The sequence below is a fragment of the Psychrobacter sp. UBA3480 genome, assembly GCF_002377945.1.
Classification (GTDB): Bacteria; Pseudomonadota; Gammaproteobacteria; order Pseudomonadales; family Moraxellaceae; genus Psychrobacter.
This window is the reverse complement of record NZ_DFQV01000026.1, coordinates 11,404-34,600: the sequence shown is the minus strand read 5'-3', so window position 1 is coordinate 34,600 and position 23,197 is coordinate 11,404. Positions and strand designations below refer to the sequence as shown.

Here is a 23,197-nt window from a genome sequence, read left to right as displayed (position 1 = left end):
ATTTTCTCCCTATCAAGGTTTACGCAATCCATTGCATTCGATGAAGTACTCGAAGGTTTCGGCAGACGTTTTTTCTAAACAATAACCAAACTCTTCTTTGAGTCGCCTGTTACTCAGTACTGGGCGATAACGCAAAAAATTAACCTGTTCTGGTCCTGTTGGCTTACCGGCCCACTTTGCCACCTGTAAGCCAGCTTTAACCAAACCCACTGGCAGGGTCAATAGCGGTTTATTAAGTCGGTTTGCGACATCCCTCATCGTCAGTGCGCCATCGCCTGCCATGTTGTAGATGCCAGTTTTATCCTCGCGAATACCTATTTCCATAGCACCAATCACATCTTGATCCCAAATAAACACAAAGGGCGACTCACTGCCTTTGAGCGCAAGCACACGCGGTGCCATAAACAGACTGGTAATTTGATTGCGCGTATCAGCGCCTAGTACCGTGCCAGGTCGAAAAATCAGCTGCTGTAGTTGCGGATGCTGCTCGCGAAAATCTGCAAGCATTTCCTCGATCTGCCTTTTGTGATCTGAGTAAGCAAACTCAGGGTTACCACGTAGGGCATCTTGCTCATCAATCCATTCAGGATTGTCAGCATGATAGCCGTAGGCAGCACCCGAGCTGGTGAGCGTTATATGTGCGACACCTGCTTTGATGCAGCAATCAAGTACGTTGCGCGTGCCATTGACATCCATATCATAGTCACGAGCACGATCTTTTGACGCTTGCAAGATAGAAGCGAGATGCACGACATGGGTGATGCCCTCTTCTTTTAGTAGCGTTGCCAAACCCTCATCGCGCACATCTAATACGTGGATTGGAAAGTCTAAGTCATCGCGCTTGCGAATATCTGTGCCGACGACATGGTAATGCTCAGCCAGACGATTGCCCAGTTGATGGCCGATGTAACCTGCGGCACCAGTGATTAATATCCGTTTATTCACTATGCTTTTATTCATTACGCTTTTATTCATAGGGTATCCGTGCCCAAACTTGTGAAAGTGTCAGTCCTGACACCAAATGCCATACGCCCCAGAATGCCGTGATCAGCATCATGCCGCCTGCCTCTGGGAAAAAAGTAAATAAAATAACCAGCCCTAGCCCTGAGTTTTGTATTCCTACTTCTAAAGTCACCGCGCGACGATCAGCGACTGGCAACTTGAGCATCAGCCCCATGCCATAACCTAAAGAAAGTGCCAATAAGTTATGACCAACGACCAGCCAAAAAAAGCTATGAAAACGCTCTAAAAATAGCGCGAAATTGCTAGAAAAAGCGATTGCCACAAAAGCCATCAGCACGAGTAGGGAGAAAATACGTAATGGCTTTTGGATACGTACGACCAGATCAGGTAAGCGTCGCCCTGTTACCATCCCTAGCACTAAAGGTAACGCTAACACTAATAGAACCAGTATCAGAATACTACTAGGCTCAATCGTTATCTTTGTCAGATACTCACGCGTGTGTGGGTTAAGCCAACCGTAAAAGGCAAAATTGACTGGTGTTAATATAGCCGCAGCGAGACTTGATACCGCAGTCATACTGACTGACACCGCAACATTACCGCGTGCCAGCCAAGTCATAATGTTAGAAAAACTACCACCTGGGCAAGACGCGACCAAAATCATTCCTAGCGCCAACTCAGGATCAATATTCAACGCCCACGTAAACAGACACGTGGCTAGCGGCAATAGAAAGAATTGAGCGAACAGACCTGCTATCGGCGCAATGGGAGACAAAACGATACGCTTAAAATCTTCGAGACGTAAGCTCAATGACACGCCGAACATCATCAGCGCCAAGATGAGATTGAGCAGAATCAAGCTCCGTGGCTCAAACGCCACTGCCGCTATCATACCTCTGATGCCAATACAGGCTGTTCTGTTTCAAGTTCGGCAATATGCTTGGACAGCGTTGCTAAGTATTCATCTTTATTCACATAATATGCCATACGCGCAAGCTTAATATAATCATAGCCACCATCGAGCGTTTTGCCTGCTCGCTTACGTTTCACTTTATTGAACTGTTTAACGGCTGCTGTATTTTGCTGACGCTGCTGAATATATAGTGCAACGAGCCGCGCTTGTTGATTTCGACCCTCCCAGCCTAACCCTGCTGCCTCAACCATACCCATCATAAATAAATTATCATGCTCAGGATGAAAGACATTCATATAAAGCTGCGGAGCATCATGATTGGCAGGCCAATTGAGCTGCGCGCGCTCAATAAACGGATAGTTTAGTAAATACCCAGTCGCCATAAGAATCAAATCATAATCCTGACTTTCACCATCACTAAAGCTCACCGTATGCCCATCGATGCGGCGAATATCACGACGCGCTTTAATATCGCCATGACCCAAATGATGTAATACCAATGAATTGACCACAGGATGTGATTCATACATGCGATAGTTTGGGTTTGGCAGTCCATAATCAGAAGGTTTTCCGATGACCATACGAATCATCGCTGCATCCATACGCTGCTTAACTGGACGCGGCAACTTTAGTTTTCCGCCTAGTGTGTCAATCGGCTGACCCTTGATAAATTTGGGCAAAAAGTAATAGCCGCGGCGCAGACTGATATCCACCGATTTAGCATGATGTACCGCGTCAACAGCGATATCAGCGCCCGAGTTACCACAGCCAACGATCAACACACGTTTGTCTTTAAACACTGACGGGCTACGATATTCGGAAGAATGCATCAACGTGCCTGCAAACGTACCCGGCAAACTTGGTATATTAGGGGTATGTAAAGTACCATTTGCCATGAGCACACCATCAAACAGTCGCGATTGCTTTTGACCATTACACTCACTGACTAAGCGCCAGCCGTCGCCTTCAGGCACCATGCTGACCACGCGCGTGGAGAATTCATAATGTGATTTTAGATTGAACGTATCTGAAAAGTCGCGAAAGTATTGACGGAGCTGGGTATGATGAGGATACGCCGCGACTGAGTCATTCATAGGAAACTCTTTGAACTCCGTCATACGCTTGGACGAAATCAAATGGGCACTTTCATACATGGTACTGTGCGGATTGTCGATATCCCATAGGCCCCCTACATCTGTATGTAGCTCAAAGCCGATAAAAGAAATATTGAGTTTTTGCAGATTTCGGGCTGCAGCGAGACCCATTGGACCTGCTCCAATTACTGCGTACATAAGCGCCACCTTTAAAATCCATTTCAATTATATAAATCAGTCAATTCCGTTTGACTGCACCTCTGGTGGGCGATACCAGCGTACTCCATGCCCGTGATAAAACAATAGCATACATTGATACATGAACTGGCTCAAATGAATAAATTGTCCATATAGACTACTTATAATAGGTAAACCAATTCTCTGCTTTATACTTCTTTTTTACTGATCCTAAAGAGCCCACCCTACGTCCAAATGTAGCAGCACTGTCATATTTATAGATGATGCTATTAGCACCTTATCGAGCAACAGCCGTACTTTACCAAACCTAGTATATTTAAAATTGACTCAGTAATTCATTGTAATAGAAATGATTATCATTATAATAACGATTTAAATTACATGCTGGAAATATTCATGCAACTGTCTCGCTTATCTGCTGCTTTGTTTCGTCTTAACTCTCTGAATGTGTCTGGCGCTTCTCTACGACTAGCGTCCATACCCTCACGCTTGCTATCGACGAAATCGCTACCTCTAAAATCACTATGTTCAGTAATCATCCTAACCACAAGTCACTCGGCATGGGCGCTAGTAGATGATGCAGATACTCAAACCACCCCTAATGTGGTACTGGACACTATCGTCGTGACCAGTAGTGCTGATGCGTCAGCAGATGGGCTACCTAGCGCGTATGAAGGTGGACAGGTGGCAACAGGCAGCCGCGTCGGAATCTTGGGTAACCAAGACATCATGGATACGCCGTTCTCTACCACCTCATACACCAATGAATATATCGCCAATCAGCAAGCGCAAAGTGTAGGCGATCTACTCAAAAAGGATCCTACTGTTCGTGTAGCAAGAGGTTTTGGTAACTTTCAAGAAGCATATTTTATGCGTGGCTTTATCACCACATCAGATGACACCATGTACAACGGTCTATACGGCATCTTACCAAGACAGTACATTGCAACTGAGTTGTTCGAGCGCGTCGAGGTTCAGCGCGGTGCTTCTACCATGCTAAATGGTGCAGCACCCAGTGGCGGTAACGCAGGTGGTACAATCAATTTGCTACCGAAACGTGCTGGTAATGAGCCACTACGTGAAGTGACGCTTGGTTATGGTCAAGGTGACCAAGGTAAGGTCGCGGTAGATGTCAGTGATCGCTTTGGTAGCGATGATGCTATTGGGGTTCGTTTTAATGCTGCTTATCAAGATGGTGACAGTGCTATCGATGATGAGTCTTCGACATTGGGTCTGGCGGCCCTCGGTTTGGATTATAGAGCGGATCAGTACCGACTATCAGCTGATTTGGGCTGGCAAGACAACAAACTCAAAGAGACTCGTCCTAGTGTCAATCTTGGTGGGGTGTCTAGTGTACCAAAAGCACCAGACGGCTCAAAAAACTGGGCGCAGCCTTGGAGTTATTCAAACGAAGAGGATGTCTTTGGTACGATTCGAGGAGAATATGATTTTACTGATAACATTACCGCTTATGGTGCTTACGGTGTGCGAAGTGGCGAGGAAGAAAACTCACTAGCCAATTTAACCGTCAACAACGTTGATGGTGCGGGCACGATTTATCGCTTTGACAATACTCGAGAAGATAAAGTACAAAGCGCCGAGCTCGGTCTGCGTGGTAAATGGCAAACAGGTAAGATTGATCACAATTGGGTACTAGCCGCTGATCTTTATGATCAAGAAGAAAAAGGCGCCTACGCTTTTGACTTTGGTAACCAACTTGCGACCAATTTGTACCACCCTACCGACTACGCTGAGGTCCCTTTTACAAGCACAGCAATCTTCGGTGGTAATTTAAATGACCCAAAATTAACCAACAAAAAGCAGTTTCAAAGCTTTGCGCTAGCAGACACCATATCACTGTTCGACGATAAGCTAAAAACCACTTTAGGCGTGCGTCATCAGAACTTAAAAACCACCAGCTATGATGCTAATACACAAGCAGAAACTGGTAGTTATGATGAAAGCGCATGGACACCAAGTGTCGGTATCGTTTATCAGCCAACGATGGACTGGTCTGTGTATGGTAATTACATCGAAAGTCTAGCACCAGGAAAAAGAGCGCCTCTAACTAACGATAATGACGCTGTCACTAATGGTGGTCAAAATCTAGATCCGTACGTGAGTGAGCAAACTGAACTGGGTGTGAAATACGACAATGGTATGATTGGCAGTAGTCTCGCTGTCTTCCGAACTGATGAACCGCGTGCTTATATCAACAACTCAAATACGTTTACTGCTGCTGGAGAAAATCGTCATCAAGGTGTGGAGTTGACTGTCTTTGGTAGCCCAAGTGAAAACATACGCCTCAATGCTGGTGTTACTTACTTAAGTGCTAAGCAAAAAGACACTGGTGATAGTGCATTAGATGGCAATCGAGTGATTGGTGTGCCTACCTTACAGAGCAATGTCAACCTAGAGTATGATTTAGCCGCCGTTGAAGGACTGACATTAACGGGCGATATTATCCACACAGGCTCTCGTTATTCGGATAATGCCAATACCTTAAAGGTTGATGGTTATACTACCTTAGACCTTGGTGCACGCTATCGCACTATGCTGGCAGGACAAGACGTTACTCTAAAAGGTATGGTAACCAATGTCACAGGTGAAGATTATTGGCAGTCAGTGGGCGGTTATGCAGATTCAGGCTATCTAGATGCAGGTGAACCAACGGCCTTAAAAGTATCGGCAACGTTCGATTTTTAAGCTTTATTAGTAGGCTTTCTTAGGTTCTATAAAAGGGATTAGGCGCGGCCTACTCCCTTTTCTGCTATCAAAAATTTATTTTATTACTGAGTTACTATGTCTTCTCGTACCACAACGTCTTCTCATACCACAGTGTCCTCTCGTACGACCGCTTCTTTATATCATATGATTTGGGCGAATTATCGTCTGCCTTTTCTCAAAGTCATTCTGCTAAATCTGGTCAATGCTGCTGTCAGTGTCGGTATTATTGCTTATATCAATCACACCTTTATCAGTCAGCCAGTATTTGTTACTTTATCTTGGCTCAGCTTGGGGCAGTTTTCCCTGCTGATACTATTACTGCTAGTGACGACGTTTTTGTCGCAATATGCCTTAACGCGATTGGGGCATCGATTTGTCTATGAGCTTAGAACCAAATTGGTCAAACAAATCATTGATACCACCGTTCCTCAGATAGATCATTTGGGTAGTGCACGCTTACTTGCCAGCTTATCTTCAGACATTCAATCGATTACCGTCGCTTTTGTCCGTATGCCAGAGCTGGTACAAGGCATTATTTTATCTGTTGGCGTTGGACTATATCTGGGCTGGTTGTCGTTGCCATTATTGTTTATTGTTATGTTTTGGATTGTAATGACGATTTGGATAAGTACTATATTGGTCAAGCATGTTTATACCCATTTGACCGAATTGAGAGAGATTAATGACGCGTTATATCAGGATTATCAATCGATAATAGAAGGTCGTAAAGAGCTGGCACTTAACCAACACCGAGCAGAAAAACTGTATACAGATGACTTCTTGGCTCATGCCAAATCGTACGAGAAGACCGTAACCAAGTCTGATACTTTTCATTTATCAGCGGTGAACTGGTCCAATATTATGATGTTCGCATCGATTGGTATCGTGTTTGCAGTGGCTAATTATCTCGATATTCCGATGGGAGTTGCCACTACCTTTTCTTTGACGATTTTGTTTATGCAGTCGCCGCTCCTACATGCGGTTGGTGCTTACCCAACATTGCAAACCGCTCAAGTTGCGCTAGAAAAGATACAGTCTTTAGAATTGGCCGAGCATCAGCCGAGCTTTGCGACAGACACGGTTACACAGGACTGGCAGTCCATAACTCTAAATAATATCAATTATCGCTATGTAGGCAGTAGTAATAGTAGTCATGCACCAGACATAGCAGTTAATGCTCAAAATAGCGATAATAGTGATAGCAATCAAAACCCTACCAATAACATCTTAAAGTCCGTCAATTTAACCTTACAACGAGGTGACGTGGTTTTCTTAATCGGTGCGAATGGTAGCGGCAAATCTACCCTTGCCAAAATCATTACTGGTATCTTTACCCCCACTACAGGGACGGTACAAGTCGATGGACAGAGCGTCGACTCAGAGAACAATGACGATTTTAGACAGCTATTTTCTGCGATTTTTAGCGACCAGCATTTATTTAAGCAACTGATTGGAACTCAAGGCAATGAGCCTGATGCTGACCTAGTGTCTGACTGGATGCATAAGCTCAATCTACAAGAAAAAGTAAGTGTGTCCGACCATAAACTCTCTACAGATAAGCTGTCGCAAGGTCAGAGAAAACGCTTGGCCATGCTAATCGCTGTCGCCGAACAAAAAGACATATTACTGCTCGATGAGTGGGCAGCCGACCAAGACCCTGCTTTTCGTCGCGTGTTTTACCAAACGCTCATTCCTGAGCTAAAAGCCATGGGCAAGACACTGTTTATCATCAGTCATGATGACGGTTATTTTGAGCATGCTGATCGATTATTACTGATGAAAGAAGGCCGTCTCATTGAGCTAAATGCCGAAGAGCGACAGCGTGCCAGCAAAGATGCCATTGCTATGCTTAAGTAAGCAATGCTTTAACTACTAGCATGGACCGGACTATTTCAATCCCATAAAACGTTTGATCAACTTTAAGCTAAGTAGCAGTTAATCTGAGCAGTTTTTGAAATAATCCGTTCTTAAAATAGGCAATTTTTAAGCAAAAAAAGGAGCGCCTTACTATAAGGCGCTCTTTTACTATATTGAGAACAACGATATCTTACCGTTCGCTTATTTTAACCATTTCTGTAAAAACCCAACTCGAGAAATCACAAAGAAGTCTAATAGTGCGATAGCTATAATCGCGATAATAGCAGTCGGGAATATGATAGCCACAACTAATAAAGGAATGGCAAGCGGCCACCAGACGGAAATATTTAAGCCGCGAGCTGGTGGGTTTAATCCCGCGCTATCACTCGCATGACGAGGGCGACGCTGCCACCACATGATATAGCCACTGACACAAATAGCGATTACTGCTAGGCAAAATAGTACATTAGCCAATACGCTCCACCATCCAACCGTACCCATATGCAGCGCGATACCGGCCGCCATAAACTTACCAAACGCATTATAGTCGTCAAAATGAATATCAGCTAAGACATTACCCGAATAACGGTCGATATGTACCGTACGATCTGCTGTCGGACTTTTCATATCATAGCTCATTGAATCTTGGCTAATGGTCCAGACGCCCGTACTACCGTGTGGTAGGTTCAATTGATAACGCCCTTCAAAACCGATTTCACGAGCGTAGCGATCCACCGTATCAATCATAATCGGTATATTAGCGGCGATACCATCTTTGCCCTTGGTCGTGCCTGATACAGGCATTGGTGTCAACTCAAGTACCCAAGGAACTTCTTTGGTGTCGCCTGAGTTTAGAGCACTGCCATGCGTGGGTGCTTCAGTATGCGCTTCAGACGCTGCCGCACCATGTACATGCGGCGCTGGTGTAGACTCTTGCATCGTAGCGTGTTGACTGTGGTCAATCGATACCGGAACAGGCGCAACTCCCCACTTACCCGCAGGAAACTGGCTCCATGCTTGCACCACTCTTTCGCCCCATACACCTGTCCATGCCATGCCTGATATACAGAAAAACAGTAGCAGCACAGATATCCAACTACCCAATGTCGCATGAATCGTACGTATAAAAGAGCGCTTTTTCTTATTGGTTACCCTTTCATTAGGTATCAGCATCGCTTTGACTGATTTACGTTTTTGCCACCACAGATACCAACCAGACAGAATCATCAAAATGGTCAATGATGCCGCCGTTTCTAACAAGTAATCACCAACTTTACCAATCAGCAAATCACTGTGAATATCGTTAAACGTACTATAAAGACCGCTACTGGTAGGCACACTTTGGACGATATCAGCCGTATAAGGGTTGACTGCCACCATATTGCTTTGGTCGTCTGATTTTATCTGAAATAAAGCCACCGTATCGGTATCACGAGGGGCGATATATTTAATCAGCGTGCTATCAGGCAAGGTGCTCAGCGCGTTTTTTGCTTGAGTAGAGACAGGTGCTTGAACCGTAGACTCTGGCACGACAACCGTTAAGCGGTCGTTGTCACGTCCTACTGTGTTGGACATAAACAGCATACCGAGCGCCGTTATCGCCAAAACAACTAAAAAGGGAGCAACAAAAATGCCTGCATAAAAATGCCAACGCCACACTGTAAAATAGCGCTGGTTGTTGGTGGATTGGTTGGAGAGTGTGTCCATAAATGTGACCTTAAACAATCTTTGGTTGCTCAATGAACAACGTAAACCTATCGATAATAATGGTATATCTACTTGCAAGACCAATCTTGAAAGGTCTCGCAAAGAACTAGCATGACGCCGATACAGCGATGTAAAAACTCTACTGTAAATAATTGTATTCAGAATGCTGCTGCATAATACGAGAAAAGTCTGGTAAAAACCATCGTTTAAAATACATCGTTCAAAACAGTAAGTCCGCATGACTCTATTCGTAATACTGCTTCATTTGCAACACTGCGTCTCTACCTTTTTAAGTTCTGAAAATACTTCCCAAAACTGTCTCGTTGTAATTTTTTAATGATAATAATTATCATTAGTGTTATTATTAGCGTCGTTATAATTTTGCTTCAACTGTTATACATAATATTTAATCATTTCAGTCCAAGAGGAAATCTGATGCGGTCTCATCTAACCACTAACGTCATTCGCAAAAAATATCTCACCACAGCAGTACAAATTGGCCTGATCATGGGTATGAGTCACGCCGCTTACGCTGTAGAGGCGACAAACAATACTGAAAACGATGAGGCTGCTACACCATCAGCCACCTTAGATGCTATTACCGTCTACTCAGATGGCTATCGTAGTACTGGTACCAAAACTGCATTGGACCCAAACGATGCGCCAATGAGCTATACCAGAATCGATCAAGACCTGTTGCAAAAGCGTCAGGCAGATAGCGTCAATGCTGCATTACGTTATGAGCCAGGCGTAAGCTCTGAGAGCCGCGGTACGGTATCTGTCTTTGATGAGTACAATATCCGCGGGTTTAAAACCTATTCAAACTTTTATGACGGACTAAGACTGCCCTACGATGGCGCTTGGAATCTGATGCCACAAGTCGATGTCTATGCGACTGAAGCAGTAGAAATCGTGAAAGGTCCGGCATCTTCCCTCTATGGCTATGCAGCACCCGGCGGTATGGTGAGCCAAATAGCCAAAGCACCTAAAAGCACTCAAGAAAACGAAATCCAGCTACGCTTTGGTACTCAAAACCTAAAAGAAGTGGCTATCGATAGCACGGGGCCTATCACCGACACCTTGGATTATCGATTTGTGGCGCTAAAACGCCAAAAAGATGGCCAAATGCAAACTACGGAAGAAGAGCGTCTATTGATAAATCCATCGCTTAAATGGCAAGCGACTGATGATGTCTCGGTACTTGCTAACCTCTTTTATCAAGACGATCCCGACATGGTACCCTCTACCCCATTGCCTGCTGTCGGTACTGTCTATAATGCCAGCTATGGCAAATTGGGTAGCGACGCTTATGCAGGTGATGAATGGAATAAATTTAGCAAAGAAGTATTTATGCCAAGCGTCACCGTAAACTGGGACATCAATGATAAGTTAACGTTTAAACATATCACGCGCTATACCGATGCCGAGGCGCAGCAACGCAATATGTATAACAGTGGAGGGTTTGTAGAGGGCAGTGACACGATTCTCAATCGCGTGGCTTATACCACGGATGAGAGCATGAATAACTGGACCACGGACAACCAGCTTGCCTATACATTCGATACAGCTAACACCTCACATAATCTGTTGTTCGGTGCTGAGTATCAAGAGACAGACAGCAGCGCGATTTACTATGATGCTGGTGCAAATGGCACGCCAAATCTTGACTTGTCTAATCCAGACTTCTCACAAATAAATACAGCTACGCTACCGCTAGACACCTATCGTCAGACGCAAGATATCGAACAAAGCCAGCTTGGATTCTATGTGCAAGACGAGATGAGGTGGCAAGATTTGACCGTTGTAGCCGGACTACGTCACGACAACTTCGAGAGTACGACCGAGCAAACTGACGCCTCTCAAGGTGCAGTTTATAATAATGAGACGTTTGGTAATGATGCATCAGAAACTAGCGGCCGTTTTGCTGCGATTTATGATTTTGACAATGGTTTATCACCATTTGTCAGCTATTCAGAGTCATTCCAGCCCGTTGTTGGTAGCAACTTTATTACTAATGAACCTTTTGAACCAAGCACTGCTGATCAGCTAGAAGCAGGCCTCAAATATCTGTCTTCAGACCGTGCCACTCAAGGAACGCTTGCCGTATTCGATATCACACAGAAAAATGTCGTAGTAACCAATCCCGCTGATTATCGACAGAAAGTTCAAACTGGTGAAATTGAATCAAAAGGCTTTGAGATATCAGGCAGTCGCATGCTCAATGACTGGGTAGATCTCGCGGCAAGCTACAGCTACACCGATGCTGAGATCACAGAAGATGAGTTCAACCTTGATGTAGTCGGTAACACCCCTGCCCAAACTGCTAAACACAAAGCCACGCTATGGGCAGACTACTATGCTACGGACAAACTCACTCTTAATGCTGGCATTCGCTACGAAGACGGCATGCAGATTGACAAGCAAAACTCTGATGACTTACCAAGTGTGACGCTGGTAGATGTCGGCGGCAGCTATCAAATAAACCCAATGCTCGCGGTGGGCGCTAGTATCAACAATCTGTTCGATAAGACCTATGTCGGTGCTTGTTATGACATCAATAACTGCTGGATGGGCCCTGAACGTCAAATGTCAGTCAGCCTAAAAGCTAATTTTTAATAAATATTTACCCGCAGCGGGTTGGTTCTATTAGTAAGCTAACCCGTTGTTAGAAGGAAAGCACAATATGGCAAAACCTACTCCAAGAGTACTAGAAGTTATTGGCACTAGATACATTACGCCAAATATGTGCCGTGTCACGCTTGGCGGTGCTGGCATGGTTGATTTTCCTATCGACCAAGAAAGTGCTTATATCAAACTTATATTCCCTCAAGATGCAGGTAGCCGCCCACTGATGCGTACTTATACGGTAAGCGTGCAACGTGATGACGCAATAGATGTTGATTTTGCTTTACATGAGACGGAAGGACCTGCATCGGCATGGGCACGACATGCGCAAGTCGGCGATCAAATTCTGATAGGTGGTCCAGGACCAAAAAAACTCATCAACAATGAAGCAGATTGGTTTTTATTAGTCGGTGATATGACCGCGCTACCAGCGATTACGGTCAACCTAGCCCAGTTGCCTACTGATGCTCGTGGTTACGCAGTACTTGAAGTGACGACTGAGGCAGATCGTCAGACGCTCAAAAAACCAGAGAACGTCGAGATACATTGGGTGATTAATGCGCATCCAAACGCAGACGATAGCCCTTTACTGAACTGTGTTAAATCATTGAACTGGCTCGATGGTCAACCTGCCGTTTGGGCTGCGTGTGAATTTCATAGTATGCGCGCACTGCGCCAGTACTTCAAAGTTGAGTGCGCAATACCAAAGACGCATTTATATGTTTCTAGCTACTGGAAAGTCGATAGCACTGAAGATCAGCATAAAATCGTCAAAAGTCAGGATGCGCAAACGGAAGAGCAATAAATATCTACTTTCAAATCAAAAAAGGAGGGGCTAAGATTAGCCCCTCCTTTTTTATAGCCTGCTGTTTATCACAATTCAGCGGTCTTCATATTCCCTTCTTTTACTCGACTAATCGTCAGCCCCGTAAACCCAAACAGTAGCGTCAGCAGCAATGACAAATAACAGAAGAATGCATAAGGCAAATAATCTAATACCGGTACCCCTAACGCCTGACTGATAAACACCCCGCACACGCTCCAAGGCACCAGCGGATTAATCACCGTTCCCGCATCCTCAATCGTCCGAGATAAATTCTTAGGATGTAAGTGTAAGCGCTCAAACGTCGAACGAAATGCCGTACCTGATAATAGAATACTCAAATACTGCTCACCGATCAGCACGTTAATGCTTAGTGCCGACATCGCTGCGGCAAATATCGCTCGCCCTGATGTCGTCAATGTGTCCTTAATACCAGATAGCAGTGCTGGCAGAATACCTAGTGCCGTTAACAGACCACCTAAGCTTAATGCCAGTATCACAATCGCCTGCGTAAAGAACATACTCTGTACACCGCCGCGCGACAGCATACCGCCTACTTCCCCTAGCTCTAATGACTCAGCAGGAGCATACCCTGCAAACAAGTAACCGCCCAACTGTCCAAAGCTTGGTGAACTATAGATATAAGTAATAATCAGTGCCGCGGCAATGGTACAGATAATCGTATAAATCGCATTGACCCGAAACAGTGCCAATGCAACCAATATTACAAAAGGTAATACCGAATACCCATGTATCAAACCACTGTCTATCAGCTGACCTTGCAATATAGTCACGTGACTCAGATCAGCACTGGTCGTCTGTCCTGAGAACATCCAAAACAATATCACCGTCAATATCCACGCAGGGACTGTCGTATACATCATATTGCGAATGTGCTCAAACAGATCGATACCAACGACAGAGGAAGCAATAGTACAGGTATCAGATAATGGCGACATTTTATCACCAAAGAACGCCCCTGATACTACCGCCCCCGCTGCTATCGCCACATTGGCATCAAACGCATTACTCATACCAATAAACGCCACACCCAAAGTAGCTGCAGTCGTCAAACTACTACCTAGAGCAATACCAATAATAGAGGTGAGGATAAAGGCAGAGATATAGTAGTACTCAGGCGAGATCAGCTGAAAGCCTACATACATGAGTGTAGGTATAGCACCTGACATCATCAAAGCCGCAACCATCAGTCCGATAAAGAAGAACAGGTAGATAGCACCAATACCACGCATGACACCTGAGGCCATTTGTGCCTGCATGTCATCAAAGCTAAGTCCTTTATACATACCAATAGCCAGTAACACACAGATGGCAAGGATAAGAGACAGGTGCGGTACCCAGCCAAAGCCGATCATGGTGATACCCATGATACCGATGACGATGGCGGATATGATAAAGGCGAGCTTGGCACTGATTAATGTGAGGGGTTTTGGTGGCATGACACATCCTTAAAATGCCAGTAAACACTGGCACTAGATTGGGTTTTATTTTAATTTTGATAATAGAAGTATGATTGAAGTGATTTGCTAGTGAAGCAACTTATTACTACCCAGTAAGTCATCGGTCTTAGCTGCCATGACAAAATCATTGCGATGCAAGCCCTTAATACTATGCGACCACCAAGTGACCGTAGCCTTACCCCACTCTACCAATATACCCGGATGATGCCCTTCTGCTTCAGCGATTTCTGCCAGTTGATTGGCAAATGCCATTGCTGTAACGAAGTTTTTAAATTTATACTGACGCTGCAATTGCTGAATACCATCTACTTCGATCAATGACCAATCAGGAATTTGCGGTAATAATTCTTTTGCTTCGGCTTCATCGACTTTCGGTGCGCCAATGCGGCAAGCTTCGCAGCTGTTTTGTGATAGTGCTGTCATAATAAAATCCTTTTATAGTGGCTGTTTTCGATGTCAGTTTTTAATGGTTGTTTTGATAGCTAGTTTCTAATACTCGTACGTTCATGTTGATATAGCTTTTCTGCTATCTCAATACTTCGTACTGAAGCGATGGTTTTCACGTTTAATTTTGAATTGATATCTTTAACGAGTTTTTTCTGGATAGGTCGGCTCAAATAGTCCAAGCGACATAGCTTTTTTGACCGCACCCATAATGTCACTATTGACGATATCAAATAAGGTATCTAATTCATCAATGACATAGTAAATCGGCTGTATCTGATCGATACGATAAGGCGTACGCAGTACATCAAGCAAATGAAACGCTCGGTATTCAGGTTGCGGTTTAAGCTGATGCTGTGTTGTATATTGAAGGTTTGATTGCTCTTGTGCTGTATGATCAAGCGCATAGACCGTTTCAGAAGGTGAACTTAATATACCGCCGCCGTAAATTCTACGATTTTCTACGCGACTGCCAACCAAGCCAAACTCGATGGTAAACCAATACAGCCTTGCTAGAAACCAGCGCTCCTCTTTTGTTGCGCTCAAACCAAGCTTACCATACGTTTCATTGAAGGCTGCAAACGCAGGATGGGTCAATAGCGGACAATGCCCAACGATTTCATGAAAGATATCAGGCTCTTCAATATAGTCCATGTCATCAAATCGACGAATAAACGTCGCCACAGGAAAGGACTTATTGGCCAGTAGTTTAAAGAATTTACCGAAGCTGATTAATGCAGGCACAGCGGCAGTTTGCCAACCTGTGGTCGCTTGCAATACCTCATCGATATCATGCAGCTGCGGGATATGCGTCGTCGGTAAATTTAACTTAGTCAAACCCTCTAGATATGCAGTACATGCACGATTGGGCGTTTGTTCCGCTTGACGTGCCAGCAGCGCTTGCCACATTGCATGCTCATCATCACTATAGTGAATATGACCATGGCTATCGGGTTGGTGTGAGATATAGGGCTGTTTTTTATTTGTCGCGTTAGAATGACTGGACGCATCGTTGCCTTGCTTATTAGTAGCAACGCTGTTGGTACCGATGGCAGTATTAAGAGAATCTATCTGTGATAGGCGTTCCATGCCTGTATTCCTTTTATCGCAATGAGAGCATTACCTTTGCAGTATGCTTTTAGGTAATGCACTTATTAAGGACAACACAAACTCCTTTTGTCTTGTCCGTTGATTAAACGTGGGCTAAGCGTTAGGTGACTTTATAGGGTTTCAGTCTCTGGCTGACCGACTGTGCCGCGACGTACTTGGTCGCGCTCTATCGACTCAAACAACGCTTTAAAGTTACCTTCACCAAAGCCATCTGCATAATCGCCTTTACGCTGAATGAACTCAAAGAAAACTGGGCTACCCAAAATAGTTTCAGAGAAAATCTGTAGTAGCAGACGCGGTGCACCGCCTTCTGTTGTGCCGTCTAACAAGATACCGCGCGTTTGCAAGTCAGCAACATTTTCACCATGGTTTGGTAAGCGCTCGCTCAGCATTTCATAGTAAGCAGCATTTGGTGCGGTCATAAGCGGAATACCAGCCGCTTTTAGCTTATCGATACTGGCAAACAAGTCATCACTGGCTAGCGCAATATGTTGAATACCTTCGCCATTGAAATGCATTAGGTACTCTTCGATTTGACCACCGCCCTGTTTGGCTTCTTCATTCAGTGGAATACGGATTTTTCCATCAGGTGCGGTCATGGCTTTACTGGTTAGTCCCGTGTACTCACCTTTGATATCAAAGTAGCGAATCTCGCGGAAATTAAAGATACGCTCATAGAATTTTGCCCAGTACGCCATGCGTCCGCGATAGACGTTGTGCGTTAGATGGTCGATAACTTTGAAGCCATAGCCGACAGGGTTTCTGTCGATATCTGCAAAGAATTCAAAGTCGACATCATAGATAGATTCGCCATCTTTATAACGGTCAATCAAATAGATTAATGAGCCACCAATGCCTTTGATAGCAGGCAACCTAAGCTCCATCACCCCAGTTGGTACGTCAACTGGCTGCGCGCCCATTTCAACCGCACGCTCATACGCTTTTTTGGCATCTTTTACCCGAAAGCCCATGCTACAAGCACCAGCACCATGCTCTTCAACGAAGTAACTGGCTTGGCTTTTTGGTTCGCGGTTTAGAATAAGGTTGATATCACCTTGGCGATATAGCGCAACGTCTTTCGAGCGATGATTGGCGACATGGGCAAAACCAAGCTGCTTAAACAATGCGTCGACTGCATCAGGCTGCGGAGAAGCAAACTCGACAAAATCAAATCCATTTAGTCCCATTGGGTTGTCAAATAAATCTGCCATTGTAATTATCCTTAATTTCAATTGGTAATAGAAAATCGATGAGTAGTAAAAGTCGATTAATAGTAAAAGTCTATAAAACGATTAATAATCAATCTTTATTGTTGACGTTGTATTTATATTAGATTAGCTTTATTTATAAGACTAATTGTTTTTTATGATTTATTTATCAGGTTTACTTATGAATATCAGCATTCGCCAATTAACCGCATTTATCAAAGTCGCTGACAACGGCAGTTTCACTCGTGCCAGCGAACAGATGTATCTGACTCAATCTGCCGTCAGTGGATTGATTAAAGAACTAGAGACTGGCCTCGGTATCGTGTTGTTTGATCGCACCACTCGCCAGTTGTCTCTGTCAGCAGTAGGACGGCACCTACTACCACAAGCGCGGCGTATCTTGAATGAGATGCAGCTGTTTGAAAATGAAGCAAGTAGCTTGACCAGCTTGGCCCAAGGTCAGGTGCGCTTGGCGGTATCACAGTTTGCAGCATCATCCCTACCTGCCGTCATCGCCCAATTTGCCAAAGAATACCCAAATATCGGCGTCTCACTATTGGACTGCTCAGCCGAAAATTTACTTAAGCATATTCAAGATATCGAAGTCGATTTAGGCGTTGGCACCGAGCTTGGTTTTATAGAAACTGATGATGACATCAGGGCTGACTTGTTATATCAGCTACCATTTTGCGTGGTTATGCCAGATAATCATGCACTGGCACAAAGAGACGAAATTACTTGGCAAGATTTATTAGAAACGCCGCTGATTACTTTACAAGGTCCGTTCCTAGATCAAGTAACCGCAGAGCTCGACGACTCTATCTCCGCTCATGTCCAACAAGCTCGATACAAGGTGAATTTTATGTCCACCGCGCTTGAGATGACACGCCAAGGCTTTGGTATCACCTTATGCCTACCCTACATGCCTGAAGTTATTGATTGGGTCAGCGCCAATAGTCTGCTGATGCGTCCACTCACTCAACCAGTCAAAATGCGGCAATTCTTTATTTATCAACGTGCTTCACGGGCGCTCTCTCCGGCGACAATTGCTTTTAAGCAGTTTTTGCAAACGTATTTTGCGACCCATTATAACGACCTACATCATTCTGACTCATCGTCTAGCGAATGACATATAGCATGTCAAATGCGCTTGATAGATGGATAAACAATCTATTTAGCTATTTATTTTATTAATTGCCGCATATAACCCACTCTCGTGTTGAGTTCAGCCGCGATTTGCTCTATGATTTTCGGCTGCTCGATTTATATTTTTATAAGGAAATGGCATGTTTGAACGTATCGATTATTACGCTGGTGATCCAATCTTAGGTCTTATGGAAAAATACTCAGCAGATAGCAATCCTAACAAGGTCAATTTAGGCATTGGTATTTATTATGATGAGAGTGGCGTATTGCCTGTACTCGACTGTGTAAAAACAGCCGAAGAGCGTATTGCTGATCCTATCGCACCGCGTCCATACTTGCCAATGGCAGGTCTACCAGGCCACCGTAAAGGCTGTCAGGAATTACTGTTTGGTAAAGACGCCCAGATTTTAAAAGATGGCTTGGTCGCGACCATCGCTACAATCGGTGGTTCTGGCGCGTTGAAAGTTGGTGCTGAATTTATTCATGACTGGTTCCCACAAGCTAAGTGCTATGTGAGCGATCCTACATGGGGCAACCATATTGCTATCTTTGAAGGCTCTGATGTAGAAGTGGGGAAATACCCGTATTACGACAAAGCCAACAGCAGCATCAAATTTGATGAAATGATTGCGTTTTTTGAAACATTAAACAAAAACGACGTCATTTTGCTACACCCATGCTGCCACAATCCAACCGGTATGGATTTGACCCAAGCGCAATGGGATACCGTACTCAACGTCGTGAAGGCGCGTGAGCTGATTCCATTCATGGACATCGCTTATCAAGGGTTTGGCGAAGACATGGACAGCGACGCTTACGCTATCCGTAAAGCGGTTGAGATGGGCTTGCCATTGTTTGTTAGCAACTCATTCTCTAAAAACTTATCGCTATACGGTGAGCGTGTCGGTGGCCTATCAGTTGTATGCCCAACCGTAGACGAAACCGATCGCGTATTCGGTCAGCTAAATGCGACCGTACGCCGTATCTACTCAAGCCCGCCATCACATGGTGGACGTGTGGTCGATATCGTTATGAACGATGAAACACTACATGAGCAGTGGGTTGGCGAAGTTTATGCCATGCGCGACCGTATCAAAGCGATGCGCCTAAAGCTAAAATCGGTATTAGAGGCTAAAATCCCTAACCGTAACTTTGATTACATCACTCGTCAAAACGGCATGTTTAGCTTTACTGGTCTCACGCCTGAGCAAGTCGAACGCCTACAGACCGAGTTTGGTATCTATATGGTTTCTAACTCACGTATGTGTGTGGCTGGCCTAAATACCAGCAACATCGACTATGTAGCCAATGCCATGGCAGACGTCTTAAAAGATTAATTAGTCCAAGTTACTTAACATATTACTCAATATGTAACTTTATAAAAAATAAACATAGATAAGAAAGGCTGAGCGATTGCTCGGCCTTTTTTTGTGCCTAGCATTTAATCAAAATTATTTCGTCACAATTATTTTATTAAAATCATCTAGTCAGAACCGTTTAGTCAAAACAACGACAACCACTTTTCAAAGTAGCTTTTCACAAAAGACGTTAGACGTTTCATAAAAAACTTGCAATCCATATATCAATAAATTACATTATACGTAAGTAATTAATTATAACGTAATTCATAATTTATATTAGCAAGGAGCAAATCATGTCAACGACTGACAGCACCCTCACCTCTTTTATCGATATTGCTGCTGACTCTGACTTTTCTATTCATAATCTCCCTTATGGCATCTTTAGCGAGACCAAAGACGCTGCTGGTGATAAAAATCGCCGTGCAGGCATTGCCATCGGTGAGCATGTACTGGATCTATCTGTACTCGAAGCCGAAGGTCTATTAAGTTTGGAAGGTGGTCCTTATTTTAACCAATCCACGCTAAATGCTTTTATTGATTCTGGTCGAGACAATTGGACGCAGGCACGCACGACCATTCAAACACTGCTGTCTAGCGACACTGACACCTTACGTGACAATGCAGACTTGCAAAAAAAGGCGCTATTTAAGCAAGCAGACGTCACCATGCATTTGCCAGTGCAAGTACCGGGTTTTACCGATTTTTACTCATCGAAAGAGCACGCGACCAACGTCGGCACCATGTTCCGCGATCCAAACAACGCCCTACTGCCTAACTGGACCGAAATGCCAGTTGGCTATAACGGACGCGCCAGCACCGTTATCGTTAGTGGAACTGATATCGTACGTCCATCCGGTCAGCTAAAGCCTAGCCCTGATGAGCGTCCTATCTTCTCAGCCTGTAAGCGCTTGGATTTCGAACTAGAGACCGCCTTTGTCGTTGGTAAAGGTAATCATATCGGTCAGCCAATCGCCGTAGATGATGCCGCTAATCATATCTTTGGCATGGTGTTGCTCAATGATTGGTCAGCACGAGATATCCAAAAATGGGAATACGTGCCATTAGGTCCATTTAATGCCAAGACCTTTGCCTCCGAGGTTTCTCCTTGGATTGTCACCATGGATGCATTGGCTCCGTTTAAAACAGCTTGTCCAACTCAAGAACCCAAGCCACTTGCATATTTAAATGAAAAAGCGAGCGACAACAGCTTTGACATCAATCTATCGGTTGAGTTACTGCCTGAAAATGCAGAAACAGCGACAGTCATTTGCGAGACCAACTTCAAATACATGTACTGGTCAATGGCACAGCAGCTTACCCACCACACTATCACTGGTTGCAAAGTCGAAGTTGGTGACATGATGGGCTCAGGTACGATTTCAGGGCCAACGCCTGACTCTTATGGCTCGATGCTAGAGATTGCTTGGAACGCTACCAAACCAGTCACACTAAAAGGTGGCGAAACACGCAGCTTTATCGAAGATGGTGACACGGTCATCATGAAAGGCTATAGCGAAAAAGACGGCATCCGTGTTGGCTTTGGTGAAGTACGCGGCAAGGTATTACCAGCGCTGAGCTTTGATTTTGACAAGTAGTATTTGGAAAGTATTGACTGATAAATAGTATTTAAAAAAAACATAGACAGAGAAATAGCAAAATAGGCGTGAAAATTCTCATGCAGGCTGATAGGAAAACAAACACATTCACCTACTTGTCGTTATGTGAATAAAGCCAAATGAGTGACGCGCCTTATCAAAAGGAGTTTGATATGAGCTTTCAAATTGAAAAAATTCATCATGTGGCTTATCGCTGCAAGGATGCCAAAGAAACCGTCGAATGGTACAAGAAAAACCTTAATATGGATTTTATCTTGGCATTTGCAGAAGATCACGTACCTTCTACCAAAGCCTTTGACCCCTATATGCACGTCTTTTTGGACGCAGGTAATGGCAATGTCTTGGCATTTTTTGAAGTGCCCAACCAGCCTGAAATGGGCTTTGATCCCAACACCCCAAACTGGGTGCAACATCTAGCGCTAAAGGTTAAGGACCGTGAGGCGCTAATCGTTGCCAAAGAGCATTTGGAACAAGGCGGCATCGATGTCATTGGCGTAACCAATCACGGTATATTCCATTCTATTTACTTCTTTGATCCCAATGGTCATCGTCTAGAACTAACCTATGACGATCCAACCTCAGAAGACAAAGTCTCGATGATTACAGATGCCATCAAGCAAGACATGTTAGATGAATGGTCTCGTACCAAGCGTGCTCCTGCACATACACATTTTTTGCATAGTGATGAGTTGGCTGAAGCACGCGAAACTGCTCCTGTCGGCGAGTAACTCTTCTGTAATCCTGTTTACTGCCTTTTTACATGATCAGTTAATCATCGCTTTAATTATAAAGTAGCTAATTGACGACATACCCTAGGTGTCAATAGGTAGTAAACAATACCGAACCCTATCTAACCATCATGAAAGGATTCTATGATGAAAATAAGAACCCCGCTAGGAATACTCTTAGCCGCCTCGCTTGCGATGACTGGCTGCTCCAATAACGACCAAGCAGCAGGCGCGTCTACAGATGTAGGTGAAGTGACAACGTTGCGGTTCTCGCACTTCATGACTGCCACTGACAACATAAACACCGAAGCATTGGAACCATGGGCGAAAAAAATTGAAGCCGATTCAACAGGCCGATTAAAGGTTGAGATCTACCCTTCTGCGACGCTCAGCAAACCAGGTGCTACCTATGACGCTACGGCGAAAGGTAGCGTGGATATTGGTATGCAAGCACAAGGATATACAGCAGGACGATTTCCTTTAACGCAAATTGTAGAGTTGCCTGGTATCACAAATACCGCACAGCAGCAGAGCTGTATACTTCATAAGCTATATGATGATGGTGTTATTAAAGATGAGTATGAAGACACTCACTTGCTCGCGTTGATAGGAACTGGACAAGGTGCGCTTCATACGGTTGATAAACCGATTCGCACACCAGCTGATATGAAAGGTCTGCGTATTCGCCAACCTTCTGCGGTTGCTAGCCACATTATTGAGGCGACGGGCGCTGCACCTGTCGGCATGCCTGCCAGTGATACCTATACCTCTCTGCAGCGCGGTGTCATTGACGGGCTCAGCTTTACTTGGCAACCCATTCAAGCGTTTCGCCTTGATGAGCTGATCAATACGCACACCAACATCCCTTTTTATAATTCTACCTTTGTGATTAGCATGAACAAAGAGAAATATAACAGCTTGCCTGATGACCTCAAAAAAGTGATTGATGATAATTCTGGCCCAGAGCTGGCAGCGCATATCTCTAAAGTATTTGACGTCAGCAATGCCAAAGCAATGGCCGCTGCCAAAGAAAAAGGCGATATTATGATTGATATCCCTGATCCACTTAATGATCCAGATTGGAGAGGTCCATTAATGGAAGGCTCTCAGCATTACCTTGATGAAGTAAATGCAACTGGCCTAGATGCTGACAACGTATACGAAAAAGCAAAAGCGGCCAGTAGCGCCTGTATGGT

Annotated in this window: 17 protein-coding genes; 9 read left to right on the top strand and 8 right to left on the bottom strand. The window is 44.4% G+C overall.

The genetic code is table 11. The annotated features are described in order from the left end of the window. Positions 1 to 12 precede the first annotated feature (12 nt). Genes B2863_RS10910 through B2863_RS10900 form a run of 3 tightly spaced genes read right to left on the bottom strand, consistent with a single transcriptional unit; the run spans position 13 to position 3,168 of the window. Positions 13 to 975 carry an SDR family oxidoreductase gene (locus B2863_RS10910; RefSeq protein WP_296210413.1) on the bottom strand — a complete coding sequence of 321 codons (963 nt, stop codon included), beginning with the start codon at positions 973 to 975 and terminating at the stop codon, positions 13 to 15. Then, on the bottom strand, positions 968 to 1,855 hold the full coding sequence (locus B2863_RS10905) for a bile acid:sodium symporter family protein (protein ID WP_296210411.1): 888 nt from the start codon (positions 1,853 to 1,855) through the stop codon (positions 968 to 970). The genes B2863_RS10910 and B2863_RS10905 overlap by 8 nt, the downstream gene beginning before the upstream one ends. After that, a complete protein-coding gene (locus tag B2863_RS10900; RefSeq protein WP_296210409.1) occupies positions 1,852 to 3,168 on the bottom strand; it encodes a flavin-containing monooxygenase in 1,317 nt (438 codons plus the stop codon). Before B2863_RS10900 ends, B2863_RS10905 begins: the two co-directional genes overlap by 4 nt. Positions 3,169 to 3,564: 396 nt before the next feature. Between B2863_RS10900 and B2863_RS10895 the strand changes: the two genes are divergently transcribed. Both B2863_RS10895 and B2863_RS10890 read left to right on the top strand, forming a co-directional pair. Continuing rightward, positions 3,565 to 5,874, top strand: coding sequence for a TonB-dependent receptor (locus tag B2863_RS10895; protein WP_296210406.1), 2,310 nt, complete (start codon positions 3,565 to 3,567; stop codon positions 5,872 to 5,874). A 96-nt stretch (positions 5,875 to 5,970) separates the two neighbouring features. Next, positions 5,971 to 7,752, top strand: coding sequence for a multidrug ABC transporter permease/ATP-binding protein (locus B2863_RS10890; RefSeq protein WP_296210403.1), 1,782 nt, complete (start codon positions 5,971 to 5,973; stop codon positions 7,750 to 7,752). 201 nt (positions 7,753 to 7,953) lie between these two features. Here B2863_RS10890 and B2863_RS10885 read toward each other — a convergent pair whose 3' ends face one another. After that, positions 7,954 to 9,459 carry a PepSY-associated TM helix domain-containing protein gene (locus B2863_RS10885; RefSeq protein WP_296210400.1) on the bottom strand — a complete coding sequence of 502 codons (1,506 nt, stop codon included), beginning with the start codon at positions 9,457 to 9,459 and terminating at the stop codon, positions 7,954 to 7,956. A 435-nt stretch (positions 9,460 to 9,894) separates the two neighbouring features. On the opposite strand from B2863_RS10885, the gene B2863_RS10880 reads away from it, so the two are divergent. Continuing rightward, positions 9,895 to 12,075, top strand: coding sequence for a TonB-dependent siderophore receptor (locus tag B2863_RS10880; protein WP_296210396.1), 2,181 nt, complete (start codon positions 9,895 to 9,897; stop codon positions 12,073 to 12,075). A gap of 67 nt (positions 12,076 to 12,142) precedes the next feature. Further along, the gene (locus B2863_RS10875) at positions 12,143 to 12,889 is read left to right on the top strand and encodes a siderophore-interacting protein (RefSeq protein ID WP_296210393.1); all 747 of its coding nucleotides are present in this window, start codon (positions 12,143 to 12,145) and stop codon (positions 12,887 to 12,889) included. A 68-nt stretch (positions 12,890 to 12,957) separates the two neighbouring features. Here B2863_RS10875 and B2863_RS10870 read toward each other — a convergent pair whose 3' ends face one another. The 4 genes from B2863_RS10870 to hppD form a co-directional block, all read right to left on the bottom strand. Then, positions 12,958 to 14,367 carry a Na+/H+ antiporter NhaC family protein gene (locus B2863_RS10870; RefSeq protein ID WP_296210390.1) on the bottom strand — a complete coding sequence of 470 codons (1,410 nt, stop codon included), beginning with the start codon at positions 14,365 to 14,367 and terminating at the stop codon, positions 12,958 to 12,960. 87 nt (positions 14,368 to 14,454) lie between these two features. Continuing rightward, positions 14,455 to 14,811: a 4a-hydroxytetrahydrobiopterin dehydratase gene (locus tag B2863_RS10865; RefSeq protein ID WP_296210388.1), complete on the bottom strand. Its 357-nt coding sequence runs from the start codon at positions 14,809 to 14,811 to the stop codon at positions 14,455 to 14,457. A 162-nt stretch (positions 14,812 to 14,973) separates the two neighbouring features. Beyond that, entirely contained in the window at positions 14,974 to 15,921 is a 948-nt protein-coding gene (phhA, locus tag B2863_RS10860) for a phenylalanine 4-monooxygenase (protein WP_296210386.1), read from the bottom strand. 131 nt (positions 15,922 to 16,052) lie between these two features. Continuing rightward, entirely contained in the window at positions 16,053 to 17,153 is a 1,101-nt protein-coding gene (hppD, locus tag B2863_RS10855; RefSeq protein ID WP_057759888.1) for a 4-hydroxyphenylpyruvate dioxygenase, read from the bottom strand. Positions 17,154 to 17,331: 178 nt separating this feature from the next. On the opposite strand from hppD, the gene B2863_RS10850 reads away from it, so the two are divergent. The 5 genes from B2863_RS10850 to dctP form a co-directional block, all read left to right on the top strand. Continuing rightward, on the top strand, positions 17,332 to 18,279 hold the full coding sequence (locus B2863_RS10850) for a LysR family transcriptional regulator (protein ID WP_296210383.1): 948 nt from the start codon (positions 17,332 to 17,334) through the stop codon (positions 18,277 to 18,279). A gap of 157 nt (positions 18,280 to 18,436) precedes the next feature. Then, entirely contained in the window at positions 18,437 to 19,633 is a 1,197-nt protein-coding gene (locus B2863_RS10845; protein ID WP_296210381.1) for an aromatic amino acid transaminase, read from the top strand. 317 nt (positions 19,634 to 19,950) lie between these two features. Beyond that, positions 19,951 to 21,252, top strand: coding sequence for a fumarylacetoacetase (fahA, locus tag B2863_RS10840; RefSeq protein ID WP_296210375.1), 1,302 nt, complete (start codon positions 19,951 to 19,953; stop codon positions 21,250 to 21,252). 173 nt (positions 21,253 to 21,425) lie between these two features. Then, complete coding sequence (locus tag B2863_RS10835) at positions 21,426 to 22,001, top strand: VOC family protein (protein WP_296210374.1); 576 nt, start codon at positions 21,426 to 21,428, stop codon at positions 21,999 to 22,001. A 147-nt stretch (positions 22,002 to 22,148) separates the two neighbouring features. Next, a partial coding sequence (gene dctP / locus B2863_RS10830) for a TRAP transporter substrate-binding protein (protein WP_296210370.1) occupies positions 22,149 to 23,197 on the top strand: 1,049 nt, incomplete at its 3' end.

Coding starts and splice junctions, on each gene's coding strand:
- B2863_RS10910 (WP_296210413.1), bottom strand. CDS start 975: ATGAATAAAAGCGTAATGAATAAAAGCATAGTGAATAAACGGATATTA.
- B2863_RS10905 (WP_296210411.1), bottom strand. CDS start 1,855: ATGATAGCGGCAGTGGCGTTTGAGCCACGGAGCTTGATTCTGCTCAAT.
- B2863_RS10900 (WP_296210409.1), bottom strand. CDS start 3,168: ATGTACGCAGTAATTGGAGCAGGTCCAATGGGTCTCGCTGCAGCCCGA.
- B2863_RS10895 (WP_296210406.1), top strand. CDS start 3,565: ATGCAACTGTCTCGCTTATCTGCTGCTTTGTTTCGTCTTAACTCTCTG.
- B2863_RS10890 (WP_296210403.1), top strand. CDS start 5,971: ATGTCTTCTCGTACCACAACGTCTTCTCATACCACAGTGTCCTCTCGT.
- B2863_RS10885 (WP_296210400.1), bottom strand. CDS start 9,459: ATGGACACACTCTCCAACCAATCCACCAACAACCAGCGCTATTTTACA.
- B2863_RS10880 (WP_296210396.1), top strand. CDS start 9,895: ATGCGGTCTCATCTAACCACTAACGTCATTCGCAAAAAATATCTCACC.
- B2863_RS10875 (WP_296210393.1), top strand. CDS start 12,143: ATGGCAAAACCTACTCCAAGAGTACTAGAAGTTATTGGCACTAGATAC.
- B2863_RS10870 (WP_296210390.1), bottom strand. CDS start 14,367: ATGCCACCAAAACCCCTCACATTAATCAGTGCCAAGCTCGCCTTTATC.
- B2863_RS10865 (WP_296210388.1), bottom strand. CDS start 14,811: ATGACAGCACTATCACAAAACAGCTGCGAAGCTTGCCGCATTGGCGCA.
- phhA (WP_296210386.1), bottom strand. CDS start 15,921: ATGGAACGCCTATCACAGATAGATTCTCTTAATACTGCCATCGGTACC.
- hppD (WP_057759888.1), bottom strand. CDS start 17,153: ATGGCAGATTTATTTGACAACCCAATGGGACTAAATGGATTTGATTTT.
- B2863_RS10850 (WP_296210383.1), top strand. CDS start 17,332: ATGAATATCAGCATTCGCCAATTAACCGCATTTATCAAAGTCGCTGAC.
- B2863_RS10845 (WP_296210381.1), top strand. CDS start 18,437: ATGTTTGAACGTATCGATTATTACGCTGGTGATCCAATCTTAGGTCTT.
- fahA (WP_296210375.1), top strand. CDS start 19,951: ATGTCAACGACTGACAGCACCCTCACCTCTTTTATCGATATTGCTGCT.
- B2863_RS10835 (WP_296210374.1), top strand. CDS start 21,426: ATGAGCTTTCAAATTGAAAAAATTCATCATGTGGCTTATCGCTGCAAG.